Origin of the sequence: Streptomyces sp. NPDC007205 (genome assembly GCF_040634095.1) — a bacterium.
Taxonomy (GTDB): domain Bacteria; phylum Actinomycetota; class Actinomycetes; order Streptomycetales; family Streptomycetaceae; genus Streptomyces.
In genome coordinates, this window is sequence record NZ_JBEYEW010000008.1 from 102,904 (window position 1) to 118,109 (window position 15,206).

Here is a 15,206-nt window from a genome sequence, read left to right on the forward strand (position 1 = left end):
TTGTCTCAGCTCACGCTTGTCTCAGCCCTGCTGTCGCGACGGCCGGCGCAGACCTGGTCTGGCCGCCGCCCGCGCCCGGAGCGCCGACCAGCGGGCCGCCACCGCCCACAGCACCCGCGCCGACGAGCGGGGCAGGAACAGGGCCCGCAGCCGGGTGCCGGTGCCCACCGTGCCGCGCAGCCCCTCGATCGCCCGGCGCACGTCCTCGGCCAGGCCTGCCGCGGGACGCGGCCGAGGCGCGTACAGCACCTGCTCCACCGCGTCCGCGAGGCGGTGCACCGCGGCACCGGCCGCCGGGTCCAGCTGTCCGAGCCCGACGATCCGGTCGGCCGCCCTGCGCGGGGTCAGCGACTCGTCCGGCGGGATGCCGTGGTCCCAGGCACTGTCCGTCAGCTCCTGCCAGGCGGCCAGGGTGTGGGCCGCCGCGCCCTGCTCGGTGCGGGCGTGCCCGCCCAGCCGCACCGACCGCACCCGCAGCCGCCACAGCAGCGGCGAGAACGGCACCGCCAGCACCACCAGCGCGGCCAGGCCGAGCAGCAGATACCACCCCGGGCCCGGGCCACCGCCGCCGCTGCTCGGGTCCGCCGCGGCGGACGCGGTGGCGCAGCCCTGCAGCTTGACCAGCTGGGGCGTGCAGCTCTCGCTCGCCGAGGGCGCCGCCGAGGGTGCCGTGGACGAGTGGTGCGAGGGCAGGTCCTGGTCCGGCAGCGAGGTGCCGGGCGTGTCCGACTGGGTGTACGACGGCGTCGTACCGCGGGTCGGGGTCGGCTCGAAGCGGGTCCAGCCGACGCCCTCGAAGTACAGCTCGGGCCAGGCGTGCGCGTCCTTCTGGCTCACCGTGACGGTGCCGTCCGCCTGCGGGGTGCCCGGCGCGAAGCCCACCGCGACCCGGGCCGGGATGCCCAGGGTGCGGGCCATCGCCGCCATGGCGAAGGAGAAGTGGACGCAGAAGCCCTCCTTCTTCTTCAGGAAGTTCGCGATGGCGCCCGGGCCGCGGCCGACCTCCACCTGCGTGTCGTACTGGAAGCCGCCGGTGACGGCGAAGTAGTCCTGGAGCTTGACCGCTTCCCCGTAGTGGCTCCGCGCGCCCGCCGTGATCTCCTTGGCGGTCTTGGCGACCACCTGCGGCAGCGCGGACGGCACCTGGGTGTACTCGCGCTTGAGGGCCGCGGGCGGCTCCGGCGCGGAGGACAGCTGCTCCGCGGTCGGCTGCACATCCAGGCTGGTCACCTGGTAGGCAGCCCCCCGTGTGGTCTGGCCGTGGTCGCCGACGACGGCCATGCCGACCGGCTCGTAGCGCCAGCGTCCGCCGATCTTCACCCCGCTCGGCGGGTACGGCATCGGCAGCCAGTCCTGGGCGTACCAGTCCGCCGCCGTGACCGTGGTCGTCACCGTGCTGCGCTTGACGTCCGCGCCGAGGCCGATGGGTGTGGGGAACCGGTCCGGTACCCCGACGATGTGCCGCTGGGCCGGCTTCCAGGTGGTGCCGTCGAAGTCGTCCAGGGAGGCGATCCGCAGATACAGGTCCGAGGTGTCGTTGCTGCTGGTCTTCAGGGACAGCACCTGACGGTCGTTGTCCGTGTTCAGGTTGTCGCGCAGCGCCACCAGCAGGTTGACCGCGCCGCCCCCGGTGCCCCGGCCGCTGCCCACCCCCACGCCCGTGCCGGCGGCGTCGAGCAGGCCGCCCTGCATCGCGGGCAGGGCCAGTGGGACCATCAGGGCCACGCCCAGCGCGACCGCGCCGATCCGGCGTCCCGTGCGCACCGGGGCCACCGCGCCGGCCTCGGGGGAGCCCGGAGAACGGGGAGCGCCGCCGAAGACCCGGCCCCACTGGGCCAGCCGGTCCCGGCCCTCCGCGAGCAGCAGCATGAGATAGCCGGCCGCCGCCACCAGGAACCACAGCCAGTCGGCCCCGCCCTGGGACAGCCCGGCGGCCACCGAGTACAGCGCGAGCAGCGGAAGGCCGGCCGGGGCCGCGCTGCGGAAGGTCACCGCGAGTGTGTCCACCAGCAGGCCGATCAGCAGGGCGCCGCCGATCAGCATCAGCTTGATGCCGTCGGTGAGGGGCGCCGGTATCGCGTACTCGCTGACGTCGTTGGAGCCCTGCTGGAGCAGGTCGGCGAAGTGCCGGAAGGCGTCCGGGCCGGGGATCAGTCCGATGATCGCGTGCTGCCGTGCGAAGACCAGGGTCAGCAGCATCAGCGTGGCCAGCGCCTGCGCCGCCACGGTCAGCGGCCGGCCCAGCGGCACCCGGCGGGCCGCCGCACCCACCCCGGTCTGCACGGCCACCAGCGGCACCAGTTGCAGCAGCCAGGTCGGCTCGGCCACCAGAGGCAGCAGCGCGCAGCAGGCCATCAGCGTGGCCGCGGCCGCGCACAGCGCCAGTCGTGCCCGCCCGCTCATGCCGTCGCCTCCCCGCTCACGGCGGCCAGACCGGAACGTTCCCGGTCCGCCTGCTGCCACAGTCCGTTCAGCGGGGCGCCGCGCGGCACGCTCAGTGCCGTCCAGCCCGCCTCACGCAGGATGCGCAGCCGCTCGGTGTGCCGGTCGTCCGGCCCCGGCACGTCGGCCGACTCGCGCACCCAGGTGTCCGGGTCCAGCACGAAGGCGACGGCACCGCCGCTGCGCCGGCTCATCTTGGCGACCGTCGCGGCCTGCTCCTCGTCCAGATCGCCCAGGAAGGCGACCAGCAGACCCTCGTTGCCGCCGCGCAGCACGTCGTAGGCCCGGGACAGGCCCGTGCCGTCGGAGTGGTCGATCACCGCGAGGGTGTCCATCATCAGCCCGGCCGCCTCCGCGGTCTCCTGGCCGGTGCCCGCGAACCCGTCGGCCCCCTCGCCGGGCGCCACGCTGCCGCTGTCGGTCAGCAGCCGTACCGAGAAGCCGCGTTCGAGCATGTGCACCAGCACCGAGGCGGCACCGGAGACGGCCCACTCGAAGGCCGAGTCGGGGCCCGCGCCCTCGTAGGCGCCGCCCCGGGTGTCCAGCAGCACGGTGCAGCGCGAGCGCCGGGGCTGCTCCTCGCGGCGCACCATCAGCTCGCCGTAGCGCGCGGTGGACCGCCAGTGCACGCGGCGCAGATCGTCGCCGTAGCGGTAACCGCGCGGGATCACGTCGTCCTCGCCGGCCAGGGCCAGCGAGCGCTGCCGCCCGTCGCCGTACCCCAGGGCCTCGCCGCTGAAGCGGACCGGGGCGAGCGGTTCCACGCGCGGGATGACCGTGAGGGTGTCGAACGTCGAGAAGGAGCGGGTCAGTTCGCACATCCCGAAGGGGTCCGTCAGGCGCAGCTGCAGCGGACCCAGCGGGTAGCGGCCGCGCAGGTCGGAGCGGACCCGGTAGGACACCTCGCGGCGGCCGCCCGGCTCCACCCGGTCCAGCACGAACCGGGGGCGCGGACCGAGGACGTAGGGCACCCGGTCCTGGAGCATCAGCAGACCGGTGGGCAACCGGGAGACGTTGTCCATCCGCAGGTGCACCCGGGCCTCGCTGCCCGCCGGCACGCGCGCGGGGGCGAGCCGGCGGGTGCCGGCCACCCGGTAGCGCGTGCGGTACACCACCGTCGCGCAGATCAGCGGCAGCGCGGCCAGCAGCAGGCCGACCCGCAGCAGATCGCTCTGGCCCAGGACGTACGCGCAGATCGCGGCGGCGATGCCGGCCGCCAGGAAGGAACGGCCACGGGTCGTCAGACCCGCCAGGGCCGTACGGACGCCGCCCGTCTCCCCCGGGTCGGCCTCCGCCTCCCCGCTCCCCCCGGCGTTCATCACAGACTCCGCGGGGGCTGCCGGGGATACGCCGGGACGTTCCGCCCGAGGCCGCCGAAGCCCGGTGCCTGCTGGCCCGGTGCCGCGGGCACGGCGGTGCGCTGGAGGATCTCCTGCACGACCTGCTCGGCCGTACGGCGGTTCAGCTGCGCCTGCGCGGTGGGCAGCAGGCGGTGCGCGAGGACGGCGACGGCGAGTGCCTGGACGTCGTCCGGCAGCGCGTACTCCCGGCCGGCGAGGGCCGCGGACGCCTTCGCCGCGCGCAGCAGATGCAGCGTCGCGCGCGGGGAGGCACCGAGTCTGAGGTCGGGGTGGGTGCGGGTGGCGGCGACCAGCTCCACCGCGTACCGCCGGACCGGCTCGGAGACGTGCACGGTGCGCACCGCCTCGATCAGCTTCACGATCTCGTGGGCGTGCGCCACCGGCTGCAGGTCCTCCAGCGGGCTCACCCCGCCGTGGATGTCGAGCATCCGCAACTCGGCCTCCACGCTGGGATAGCCGACGGAGACGCGGGCCATGAAGCGGTCGCGCTGGGCCTCGGGCAGCGGGTAGGTGCCCTCCATCTCGACCGGGTTCTGCGTGGCCACCACCATGAAGGGGCTGGGCAGCTCGTACGTCTGCCCGTCGATGGTGACCTGCCGCTCCTCCATGGACTCCAGCAGCGCCGACTGTGTCTTGGGCGAGGCGCGGTTGATCTCGTCGCCGATCACGATCTGCGCGAAGATGGCGCCCGGCTTGAACTCGAAGTCCCGGCGCTGCTGGTCCCAGATGGACACACCGGTGATGTCCGAGGGCAGCAGGTCGGGCGTGAACTGGATACGCCGCACCGAGCAGTCGATGGACCGCGCCAGCGCCTTGGCCAGCATCGTCTTGCCGACCCCGGGGACGTCCTCGATCAGCAGGTGGCCCTCGGCGAGCAGCACGGTCAGCGCGAGCCGTACGACCTCGGGCTTGCCCTCGATCACGCCCTCCACCGAACCGCGCACCCGCTCCACCGTGGCGGTCAGATCCTCCCCCACCCTCGAATACGCTCGGGCGGGGGGACCCCCATGGCTCGCAGGATCCTCATAGGTCGTCACCCGGCCCTCCTCGGCCCGTACTTTCCGGGCCGACGCTGCTTGCGAAACCGGCCCACCCCGAAACACGGACACCACGCGGGAAAGGTTCCGCGTGATGCCACACCCCGCATTCTTGCCGCCGTTACCGATTCGTGTCACTCGCCTGTGGACAACTGCCCGCACGATGTCGGTCTTACATCTTTTTCGACCGCATTTTCGGTACGGGGGCGGCGGGATGCTTTCGGGGCGGCCGGCCGGTGTGCCCGGTCAGGCCGGGTCCACCTCGCGCAGCGCACCGGTGCGCACGTCGAACACAAAACCGCGTACGTCGTCGGTGTGCAGCAGGAACGGCGAGGTGCGCACGCGCTGCATGGACTGGCGCACGTCCTGGTCGACGTCGCGGAAGGCCTCCACCGCCCACGCCGGGCGCTGGCCGACCTCCATCTCCAGGTCGTGCCGGAAGTCCTCGGTGAGGGACTCCATGCCGCAGCCGGTGTGGTGGATGAGTACGACGCTGCGGGTGCCGAGCGCGCGCTGGCTGATGGTCAGGGAGCGGATCACGTCGTCGGTGACGACACCGCCCGCATTGCGGATGGTGTGACAGTCGCCGAGGTGCAGGCCGAGCGCCTTGTGGAGGTCGAGGCGGGCGTCCATACAGGCCACCACGGCGACCCTGAGGACGGGGCGGGCGTCCATGCCGGGGTCGGCGAACTCGGCGGCGTACCGCTGGTTGGCCTCCACCAGGCGATCCGTCACGGTGTCGCCGTTCGTTATGGCGCCTTCGGATCCAGTGGGAACTGCTGCGGAAGTCGTCATAGTCATGACGTTACTGGTCACGCCCCGTCCTGGCTTGCTGTGAGAGGGGACAAAGAACGTCATCGTGGCTTGTTGTGAGCCAACCCACAGGTGGGACGAATGTGGTCCGGACGGGTGAACACCGTCGAATTGTGGCTTCCGCCGGGATGCGGTAAGCGACGCGCAGGCCGGTTGATTGACCGCGCGACACGGTGGACTAAAGTGACGCGAAGCGGGAGACGCGGCGCTCCCTGCTGGTGAAACCCCGGAGACCCCGGCTCACACCCGGGCCGTCTCCCCACGTGCGCGGCGCGTACGTACGGCTCGGCCTCCTCCCGCTCCGGTCCGGCTGACGCTTCCGGCGCCGGCAGGCCTGACCCTTCACGAGCTGGCGGGGACCCGGCGGTGCGTACGGCTCCGCGCCGGAAGATGAGAGGCCCCCTTGAGCCAGAGTCGACACGTCCCGGTGATGCTCCAGCGGTGCCTGGACCTGCTGGCCCCCGCCCTGGAGCGCCCGGGAGCGGTGGTCGTCGACTGCACACTCGGCCTCGGCGGGCACAGCGAGGCGCTGCTGGCCCGGTTCCCCGAGGCGCGGCTGATCGGCCTCGACCGGGACAAGGAGGCGCTGCGGCTGTCCGGCGAGCGGCTGGCGCCCTACGGGGAGCGCGCCACCCTCGTGCACGCCGTCTACGACGAACTGCCCGACGTACTCCAGCGGCTCCGCATCCCGCGCGTGCAGGGTGTCCTGTTCGACCTCGGGGTCTCCTCCATGCAGCTGGACGAGGCCGACCGCGGCTTCGCCTACGCGCAGGACGCGCCGCTGGACATGCGGATGGACCAGACGACCGGCATCAGCGCCGCCGAGGTCCTCAACACCTATCCGCCGGGCGAACTGGTGCGCATCCTGCGCGCGTACGGCGAGGAGAAGCAGGCCAAGCGGATCGTGGCCGCGATCGTGCGCGGGCGCGAGAAGGAGCCGTTCAGCAACAGCGCCCGGCTGGTCGAGCTGATCCGGGACGCGCTCCCGCAGGCCGCCAAGCGCACCGGCGGCAACCCCGCCAAGCGCACCTTCCAGGCGCTGCGGATCGAGGTCAACGGGGAACTGTCCGTCCTGGAGCGGGCGATCCCGGCGGCGGTGAAGGCCCTCGACGTCGGCGGGCGCATCGCCGTGCTGTCGTACCACTCGCTTGAGGACCGTCTGGTCAAGCAGGTGTTCGCGGCCGGCGCCGCGTCCACCGCGCCGCCCGGGCTGCCGGTCGTGCCCGAGCGCTACCAGCCCCGGCTCAAGCTGCTCACCCGGGGTGCCGAACTTCCCACCGAGGAAGAGGTCGCCGAGAACCGCCGGGCCGCACCGGCCAGGCTGCGCGGCGCGGAGCGCATCAGGGAGGACGTCGAGTGAGCGAGACGGGTCGGTTGGATTCCCGAACTGACCGGGGGAGCCGTGAGTAGAAAACCCGCACTGAGGGGGCGGGCCGCGCGGCTCACCCGGCTCTTCCCGGCCGGCCGCGCCCGGGCCGCCCGCACCCCGTTCGTCCTTCTCGTCGTCCTGCTGCTCGGCGGCGGCCTCATCGGGCTGCTGGTGCTGAACTCCGCGCTCAGCGAAGGCTCGTTCAAACTCGACGCCCTGCAGAAGGAGACGAGGAGCCTCACCGACGAGAAACAGGCCCTCCAGCGGGACATCGACGCCTACTCGGATCCCGCCGCGCTCCAGCGCCGGGCCCGCGAACTCGGCATGGTCCCCGGCGGCGACCCGGCCTTCCTCGGTCCCGACGGCACCGTCAAGGGCGTACCGGGCGTCGCGGGCCCCGGGCCCGCCGCCCTCACTGCCCCGGTCGCCCCCGAGCCCCTGACCCCGGCCGCGGCATTTTCCGCACCCCCGTCCACGCTCGCCTCCGCCCCACCGGCGCAGGGACAGCCCCAGCCCGTCCCCGTGCCCTCCGCCCCGGCAGCGGCCGCACCCCCGTTGCCCGCCATCCCCCAGCCCATCCCCACCCCGACCCCCGGCAGGTGACGGAAGTGTCCGACAGGGAAGCGCCGCGCCGTCGTGTACCCGGGCCTGCGAAGCCGCCGCGGCCGAGGAGTGCCGTGCGGCGGCAGCCCGCGTCCGGTGCGCGTACGGGCCGGCGGCCGAGCGGCCCACGGCCGCCGGCCCAGCGCCCCCTCCGGCTCGGCAGCGCGCGGCCCCGGCTGCGCATGGTCAGCCTCGCCCTGACCCTGGTGCTGCTCGCCTTCGTCGTACGGCTGCTCCAGGTACAGGCCGTCGACGCCAGCGCGTACGCCGCGCGGGCCGAGCAGAACCGGTATGTCGTGCACACCCTGGCCGCCGACCGCGGCGGGATCACCGACCGCAACGGCGTGGCCCTCGCCATCAGCGAGGACGCGTACGACATCACGGCCGACCCCACGATGTTCACCAGGAAGCAGCTGAAGGTCGACGACGGGCCGGAGCAGGCCGCCGCGCTGCTCTCGCCGATCCTCGGGCAGAGCCAGGCCGAGATCGTGAACAAGCTGCGGCCCAAGGACAGCAGCTCCCGGTACACCCGGCTCGCCACCCGGCAGACCCCGCAGGTCTGGAAGCAGATCAAGGACCTGAAGAGCGCGCTCGCCAAGAAGGCGGAGACGGACAACAACACCGCCAACGTGCTGGCCGGCGTCTTCGCCGACCCCAGCAGCCAGCGCGTGTACCCCAACGGTGACCTCGCCGCCGGGATACTGGGCTGGGTCAACTCCGACGGCCAGGGCGGCGGCGGCGTCGAGCAGGAGATGAACAAGCAGCTGGCGGGCAAGGACGGCAAGATCCGCTATGCCCAGTCCGGCGGGCGCGAGGTGCCCACGGCCGGGTCCAACGAGACCCCCGCCGTGCCCGGCTCCGACGTCGAGCTGACCATCGACCGCGACATCCAGTGGGCCGCGCAGAACGCCATCACCGAGCAGGTGAGGAAGTCCGGCGCGGACCGCGGGTACGTCGTCGTCCAGGACACCCGCACCGGCCAGATCCTGGCCATGGCCAACGCACCCGGGTTCGACCCGAACAACCTGTCCAAGGCGGACGCGGAGGCCATGGGCAACGCGGCCCTCCAGGACGCCTACGAGCCCGGCTCCACTGCCAAGGTGATGTCCATGGCGGCCGTGCTGGAGGAGAACGCCGCGACCCCGCTCACCCACGTCGTCGTACCCAACCGGCTGCACCGCGGCGACCGGCTCTTCTCGGACGACGTCGACCACGACACCTGGTACCTCACCCTCAACGGCGTCCTCGCCAAGTCCAGCAACATCGGCACCATCCTGGCCACCGGCCAGCTCGGCAGGACGCAGCCCGAGGCGAACAAGGTCCTCTACTCCTACCTGCGCAAGTTCGGCATCGGCAGCTACACGGGACTCGGCTTCCCCGGCGAGACCCCCGGCATCCTCTCGCCGTACCGGAAGTGGTCCACTTCGCAGCAGTACACGATTCCTTTCGGCCAGGGCTTCTCCCTCAACGCCCTGCAGGCCGCCTCCGTGTACTCGACCATCGCCAACGGCGGGGTCCGGATCCAGCCGACCCTGGTGCGCGGCACCAAGGGCCCCGACGGCCGCTTCACCCCCGCGCCCAAGCCCAGGGAGACCAGGGTCGTCAGCCAGAAGACCGCCACCTCCCTCGCCCAGATGCTGGAGTCCGTCGTGGACGACGAGCAGGGCACCGGCATCAAGGCCCGCATCCCCGGCTACCGGGTGGCCGGCAAGACCGGCACGGCCAACCGTGTGGATCCGGCCACCGGCAGGTACCACGGATACACCTCCTCGTTCGCCGGCTTCGCGCCCGCGGACAAGCCCCGCATCACCGTCTACTGCGCCATCCAGAACGCCACCTCCGGCAGCTACTACGGCGGCCAGATCTGCGGTCCCATCTACAAGCAGGTGATGGAGTTCGCGCTGAAGACCCTGCAGGTGCCGCCGACCGGGGCGCAGCCCGCCAACCTGCCCGTCGACTACAAGCCCTGATCAGCACCTCGGAAACACCAGGAACCAGCCCGTGACAACGATCACCCCGGAACCCGGGAACCAAGGCGCCCTGCGCCCCTCACTTCGCTCCGGAGCGGGTGCGCCGGGTACGCTCACCGCCGTGCCACACGCTGATCAGTCCCAAACCACCCAGAAGGGCGCTTCCGTGACATATCCGGGACCGCCGCGACCGGTCGAGGTCTCCGCCACACCCCTCGCGGAACTGGCCGATCAGCTGGGTGCCGCCGCCCCCGACGCCGCCGCCGAGATCACGGGGATCACCCACGACTCGCGCGCGGTCCGCCCCGGCGACCTGTACGCCGCCCTCCCGGGCGCCCGTCTGCACGGCGCCGACTTCGTCACCCAGGCCGCCGGCCTCGGCGCGTCCGCCGTGCTCACCGACCCGACGGGCGCCGAGCGCGCCGCCGCGACCGGACTGCCGGTCCTCGTCGTGGACGACCCCCGCGCGCGGATGGGGCAGCTCGCGGCCACCATCTACGGCCACCCCGGGCGCGACCTGCTCCAGATCGGCATCACCGGCACCTCGGGCAAGACCACCACGGCCTATCTGGTCGAGGGCGGTCTGCGGACCGCCAAGTCCACCGGTCTCGTCGGCACGGTCGAGATGCGCATCGGCGACGAGCGCATCAAGTCCGAGCGCACCACCCCCGAAGCCACCGATCTGCAGGCGCTCTTCGCCGTCATGCGCGAACGCGGCGTCGAGGCGGTCGCCATGGAGGTCTCCAGCCACGCCCTGGTCCTCGGCCGGGTCGACGGCTGCGTCTTCGACATCGCCGTGTTCACCAACCTCAGCCCGGAACACATGGAGTTCCACTCCGACATGGAGGACTACTTCCGGGCCAAGGCGCAGCTGTTCACGCCGCAGCGCAGCAGGCTCGGCGTGGTCAACGCCGACGACGAGTACGGCCGCCGGCTCGCCGAGGAGGCGACCGTCCCGGTCGTCACCTTCTCCGCCGAGGGCCACCCCGACGCCGACTGGCGCGCTGAGCACGTCCAGGTCGGCCCCATGGACTCGACGTTCACCGTCGTCGGCCCCAACGGCGAGCGCGTACACGCCAAGTCGCCGATCGCCGGTCCCTTCAACGTGGCGAACACCCTCGCCGCCGTCGTCGCGCTCGCCGTGGCCGGCCTCGACCCGCAGGCCGCCGCCGACGGCATCGCCGCCGTACCGGGCGTTCCCGGCCGCCTGGAGCGCGTGGACGCCGGGCAGCCCTACCTCGCGGTCGTGGACTACGCCCACAAGACCGACGCGGTCGAGTCGGTGCTCAAGGCGCTGCGCAAGGTCACCAAGGGCCGGCTGCACGTGGTCCTCGGCTGCGGCGGCGACCGTGACCGGACCAAGCGCGCCCCGATGGGCGCCGCCGCGGCCCGGCTCGCCGACACGGCCGTACTGACCTCCGACAACCCCCGCTCCGAGGACCCCCTCTCGATCCTCGCGACCATGCTCCAGGGCGCGGCCTCCGTGCCCGCGCACGAGCGTGGCGAGGTGCTCCTCTTCGAGGACCGGGCCGCCGCGATCGCCGCCGCCGTGGGCCGCGCCCAGGCCGGCGACACCGTGCTGGTCGCGGGCAAGGGCCACGAGCAGGGCCAGGACATCGCCGGCGTGGTCCGTCCGTTCGACGACCGCCAGGTGCTCCGCGAAGCCATCCAGAAAACCCAGGGATGAAAATCCAGAAGACCCAGGGGATGAACTTGTGATCGCCCTCTCCCTCGCCGAGATCGCAGCAGTCGTCGGCGGGCAGACGCACGACATACCGGATCCGTCCACGCAGGTCACGGGCCCGGTCGTCCGGGACTCCCGGGAGGTGGAGCCCGGCAGCCTGTTCGCCGCCTTCGTCGGCGAGCGCGTGGACGGCCACGACTTCGCGGCGCGGGTCGTCGAGGCGGGCGCGGTCGCCGTACTGGCGTCGCGCCCGGTCGGCGTGCCCGCGATCGTCGTCGAGGACGTCCAGGCCGCACTCGGCGCCCTCGCCCGGCATGTGGTCAAGCGGCTCGGCGCGACCCTCGTCGCCCTGACCGGCTCGGCGGGCAAGACCAGCACCAAGGACCTGATCGCGCAGGTGCTCCGGCGCAAGGCGCCGACCGTCTTCACGCCCGGCTCGCTCAACAACGAGATCGGGCTGCCGCTGACCGCCCTGTCCGCCACCGAGGAGACGCGGTTCCTCGTGCTGGAGATGGGCGCCCGCGGCATCGGGCACATCCGCTACCTCACCGGCCTCACCCCGCCGAAGATCGGACTGGTGCTCAACGTCGGCACCGCCCACATCGGCGAGTTCGGCGGCCGCGAGCAGATCGCGCAGGCCAAGGGCGAGCTCGTCGAAGGCCTCCCGGAGGACGGCGCCGCCATCCTCAACGCCGACGACCCGCTGGTCAGGGCCATGGCCTCGCGTACCAAGGCGAAGGTGGTCCTTTTCGGAGAGTCGGCCGAAGCGGACGTACGCGCCGAGAACGTACGACTCACGGACAGCGGACAGCCCTCCTTCAGGCTTCTCACACCCTCCGGTGCATCCGATGTGACCATGCGCCTGTACGGTGAGCACCACGTGTCGAACGCGCTCGCCGCGGCCGCCGTCGCCCATGAGCTGGGCATGTCCGCGGAAGAGATCGCCACCGCGCTCTCCGAGGCGGGCACCCTCTCCCGCTGGCGCATGGAGGTCACCGAGCGCCCGGACGGCGTGACCATCGTCAACGACGCCTACAACGCCAACCCCGAGTCCATGCGGGCCGCCCTGAGGGCGCTCGCGGCCATGGGCAAGGGGCGCCGCACGTGGGCGGTGCTCGGCCAGATGGCCGAGCTCGGAGACGAGGCGCTCGCCGAGCACGACGCCGTCGGACGGCTCGCCGTCCGGCTCAACGTCAGCAAGCTCGTCGCCGTCGGGGGGATCGAAGCCTCCTGGCTGCAACTGGGCGCATATAACGAGGGTTCGTGGGGTGAGGAGTCGGTGCACGTGTCCGACGCACAGGCGGCGATCGACCTGTTGCGCAGCGAGTTGCGCCCGGGGGACGTCGTACTCGTGAAGGCGTCCCGTTCGGTGGGGCTCGAAAGCGTTGCCCAGGCGCTCGTCGAGACCGGTGCCGAGGGTGAGGTTGCCGCCCGATGATGAAGCAGATCCTGTTCTCAGGAGTCATTGGCCTCTTCCTGACGCTGATCGGCACCCCGCTGCTGATCAAGCTCCTCGCCCGCAAGGGCTACGGCCAGTACATCCGTGACGACGGCCCGCGCGAGCACGCCAGCAAGCGCGGTACGCCGACCATGGGCGGCATCGCCTTCATCCTGGCGACGATCGCCGCGTACTTCCTGAGCAAGCTCATCACCGGTTACCCGCCCACCTACTCCGGGCTGCTGGTCCTCGGCCTGATGTTCGGCATGGGCCTGGTCGGCTTCCTCGACGACTACATCAAGATCGTCAAGCGGCGTTCGCTGGGTCTGCGGGCCAAGGCGAAGATGGCCGGCCAGCTGATCGTCGGCATCTCCTTCGCCGTGCTGTCGCTGATGTTCGCCGACGCGCGCGGCAACACCCCGGCCTCCACCAAGCTGTCCTTCATCACCGACTTCGGCTGGACGATCGGCCCGGTGCTGTTCGTCGTCTGGGCGCTGTTCATGATCCTCGCGATGTCGAACGGCGTGAACCTCACCGACGGTCTGGACGGCCTGGCCACCGGCGCCTCCGTGCTGGTCTTCGGCGCCTACACTTTCATCGGCGTCTGGCAGTTCCAGGAGTCCTGTGCCAACGCGCAGACGCTGACCAACCCGGCCGCCTGCTACGAGGTGCGCGACCCGCTCGACCTCGCCGTGATCGCCTCCGCGCTGATGGGCGCCTGCCTGGGCTTCCTGTGGTGGAACACCTCGCCGGCGAAGATCTTCATGGGCGACACCGGCTCGCTCGCCCTCGGCGGTGTCCTCACCGGTCTGGCCATCCTCTCCCGCACGGAGCTGCTGGTGGCCATCATGGGCGGCCTGTTCGTCCTCATCACCATGTCGGTCGTCATCCAGGTCGGCTCCTTCCGGCTCACCGGAAAGCGCGTCTTCCGCATGGCGCCACTGCAGCACCACTTCGAACTCAAGGGCTGGTCCGAAGTCCTGGTCGTGGTCCGGTTCTGGATCATTCAGGGCATCTGTGTGATCGTCGGACTGGGCCTCTTCTATGCAGGATGGGCAGCGGACAAGTGACCTCCACCTCGGAGCTCTTCGACTTCAAGGGCAAGCACGTCACCGTCGCCGGGCTCGGTGTCTCCGGCGTCCCGGCGGCCAGGGTGCTGCACGCGCGCGGGGCGATCGTCACGGTCGTCAACGACGGCGACGACGCACGCGCGCGTGAACAGGCGGCCGGACTGGAGGCGCTCGGCATCACCGTGCGCCTCGGCGACGGGGCATCCCTGCCGGAGGGCACCGAGCTGATCGTCACCGCGCCCGGCTGGAAGCCCGACAAGCCGCTGTTCCTGGCGGCGGAGAAGGCGGGCGTGCCCGTCTGGGGCGACGTCGAGCTGGCCTGGCGCCTCAGGGGCCCCGACGCGGCGCCCTGGCTGGCCGTCACGGGCACCAACGGCAAGACCACGACCGTGCAGATGCTCGCATCGATCCTGAAGGCCGCGGGCCTGCGCACGGCCGCCGTCGGCAACATCGGCGTCTCCCTGCTGGACGCGGTCCTCGGCGAGGAGACGTACGACGTCCTCGCCGTGGAGCTCTCCAGCTACCAGCTCCACTGGGCGCCCTCCCTGCGGGCGCATTCGGCCGCGGTCCTCAACCTCGCGCCCGACCACCTGGACTGGCACGGTTCCATGGAGGCCTACGCGCGCGACAAGGGCCGTGTCTACGAAGGCAATCGGGTCGCCTGCGTCTACAACGTCGAGGACAAGGCCACCGAGGACCTGGTCCGCGAGGCCGACGTGGAGGAGGGCTGCCGGGCCGTCGGGTTCACCCTCGGCACCCCCGCGCCCTCCCAACTCGGCGTCGTCGACGGCATCCTGGTCGACCGCGCCTTCGTGGAGAACCGGCAGAAGAACGCGCAGGAGCTGGCCGAGGTCTCCGACGTCAACCCGCCGGCCCCGCACAACATCGCCAACGCCCTTGCCGCGGCGGCCCTCGCACGCGCCTTCGGGGTGCCCGCCAGGGCCGTGCGCGAGGGCCTCAGGGCCTTCAGACCGGACGCCCACCGCATCGCGCACATCGCCGACATCGACTCGGTGGCGTACGTGGACGACTCCAAGGCGACCAACACGCATGCCGCCGAAGCATCGTTGGTGTCATATGAATCGATTGTATGGATTGCGGGCGGTCTGGCGAAGGGCGCGACCTTCGACGAGCTCGTCGCCAAGTCGGCGAAGCGACTTCGCGGTGCCGTCCTGATCGGCGCCGATCGCGCCCTGATCCGCGAGGCCCTCGCGCGACACGCGCCGGAGGTACCCGTCGTGGACCTCGACCGGACCGACACTGGGGCGATGCTCCAGGCGGTGACGGAAGCGAAGCGGCTCGCGCAGCCCGGTGACACGGTGCTGCTGGCCCCGGCCTGTGCCTCCATGGACATGTTCACCAACTACAACCAGCGCGGTGACGCGTTCGCGGCGGCGGTCCGCGAACTCGAAGCCTGAC

At 71.9% G+C, this 15,206-nt stretch carries 11 protein-coding genes; 7 read left to right on the forward strand and 4 right to left on the reverse strand.

Annotation, left to right across the window (positions count from 1 at the left end; translation table 11 throughout):
- Positions 1-21 precede the first annotated feature (21 nt).
- The 4 genes from ABZ624_RS16185 to ABZ624_RS16200 all read right to left on the reverse strand — a co-directional run bounded on the left by ABZ624_RS16185 (position 22) and on the right by ABZ624_RS16200 (position 5,698).
- Positions 22-2,403, reverse strand: coding sequence for a DUF3488 and transglutaminase-like domain-containing protein (locus ABZ624_RS16185; RefSeq protein WP_360088119.1), 2,382 nt, complete (start codon positions 2,401-2,403; stop codon positions 22-24).
- Positions 2,400-3,761 (reverse strand): DUF58 domain-containing protein, encoded by a 1,362-nt coding sequence (locus tag ABZ624_RS16190; protein WP_360088122.1) that lies wholly within the window; start codon positions 3,759-3,761, stop codon positions 2,400-2,402. Before ABZ624_RS16190 ends, ABZ624_RS16185 begins: the two co-directional genes overlap by 4 nt.
- The gene (locus ABZ624_RS16195; RefSeq protein ID WP_360088125.1) at positions 3,761-4,780 is read right to left on the reverse strand and encodes a MoxR family ATPase; all 1,020 of its coding nucleotides are present in this window, start codon (positions 4,778-4,780) and stop codon (positions 3,761-3,763) included. Before ABZ624_RS16195 ends, ABZ624_RS16190 begins: the two co-directional genes overlap by 1 nt.
- A gap of 306 nt (positions 4,781-5,086) precedes the next feature.
- Positions 5,087-5,698 carry a carbonic anhydrase gene (locus tag ABZ624_RS16200; RefSeq protein WP_360088128.1) on the reverse strand — a complete coding sequence of 204 codons (612 nt, stop codon included), beginning with the start codon at positions 5,696-5,698 and terminating at the stop codon, positions 5,087-5,089.
- Between the two features lie 358 nt (positions 5,699-6,056).
- On the opposite strand from ABZ624_RS16200, the gene rsmH reads away from it, so the two are divergent.
- The 7 genes from rsmH to murD all read left to right on the forward strand — a co-directional run bounded on the left by rsmH (position 6,057) and on the right by murD (position 15,205).
- Positions 6,057-7,013 (forward strand): 16S rRNA (cytosine(1402)-N(4))-methyltransferase RsmH, encoded by a 957-nt coding sequence (gene rsmH, locus ABZ624_RS16205; protein ID WP_360088131.1) that lies wholly within the window; start codon positions 6,057-6,059, stop codon positions 7,011-7,013.
- A gap of 42 nt (positions 7,014-7,055) precedes the next feature.
- A complete protein-coding gene (locus tag ABZ624_RS16210; protein WP_360088134.1) occupies positions 7,056-7,625 on the forward strand; it encodes a septum formation initiator family protein in 570 nt (189 codons plus the stop codon).
- Positions 7,626-7,630: 5 nt separating this feature from the next.
- Positions 7,631-9,595 (forward strand): penicillin-binding protein 2, encoded by a 1,965-nt coding sequence (locus tag ABZ624_RS16215; RefSeq protein ID WP_360088137.1) that lies wholly within the window; start codon positions 7,631-7,633, stop codon positions 9,593-9,595.
- A 166-nt stretch (positions 9,596-9,761) separates the two neighbouring features.
- Complete coding sequence (locus ABZ624_RS16220; RefSeq protein ID WP_360088140.1) at positions 9,762-11,282, forward strand: UDP-N-acetylmuramoyl-L-alanyl-D-glutamate--2,6-diaminopimelate ligase; 1,521 nt, start codon at positions 9,762-9,764, stop codon at positions 11,280-11,282.
- A gap of 28 nt (positions 11,283-11,310) precedes the next feature.
- Complete coding sequence (gene murF, locus ABZ624_RS16225) at positions 11,311-12,717, forward strand: UDP-N-acetylmuramoyl-tripeptide--D-alanyl-D-alanine ligase (RefSeq protein WP_360088143.1); 1,407 nt, start codon at positions 11,311-11,313, stop codon at positions 12,715-12,717.
- A complete protein-coding gene (gene mraY / locus ABZ624_RS16230; RefSeq protein WP_360088147.1) occupies positions 12,714-13,787 on the forward strand; it encodes a phospho-N-acetylmuramoyl-pentapeptide-transferase in 1,074 nt (357 codons plus the stop codon). Before murF ends, mraY begins: the two co-directional genes overlap by 4 nt.
- Entirely contained in the window at positions 13,769-15,205 is a 1,437-nt protein-coding gene (gene murD, locus ABZ624_RS16235) for a UDP-N-acetylmuramoyl-L-alanine--D-glutamate ligase (RefSeq protein WP_360088150.1), read from the forward strand. The genes mraY and murD overlap by 19 nt, the downstream gene beginning before the upstream one ends.
- Position 15,206: the final 1 nt, after the last annotated feature.

Coding starts and splice junctions, on each gene's coding strand:
- ABZ624_RS16185 (WP_360088119.1), bottom strand. CDS start 2,403: ATGAGCGGGCGGGCACGACTGGCGCTGTGCGCGGCCGCGGCCACGCTG.
- ABZ624_RS16190 (WP_360088122.1), bottom strand. CDS start 3,761: ATGAACGCCGGGGGGAGCGGGGAGGCGGAGGCCGACCCGGGGGAGACG.
- ABZ624_RS16200 (WP_360088128.1), bottom strand. CDS start 5,698: ATGACGTTCTTTGTCCCCTCTCACAGCAAGCCAGGACGGGGCGTGACC.
- mraY (WP_360088147.1), top strand. CDS start 12,714: ATGATGAAGCAGATCCTGTTCTCAGGAGTCATTGGCCTCTTCCTGACG.
- murD (WP_360088150.1), top strand. CDS start 13,769: ATGGGCAGCGGACAAGTGACCTCCACCTCGGAGCTCTTCGACTTCAAG.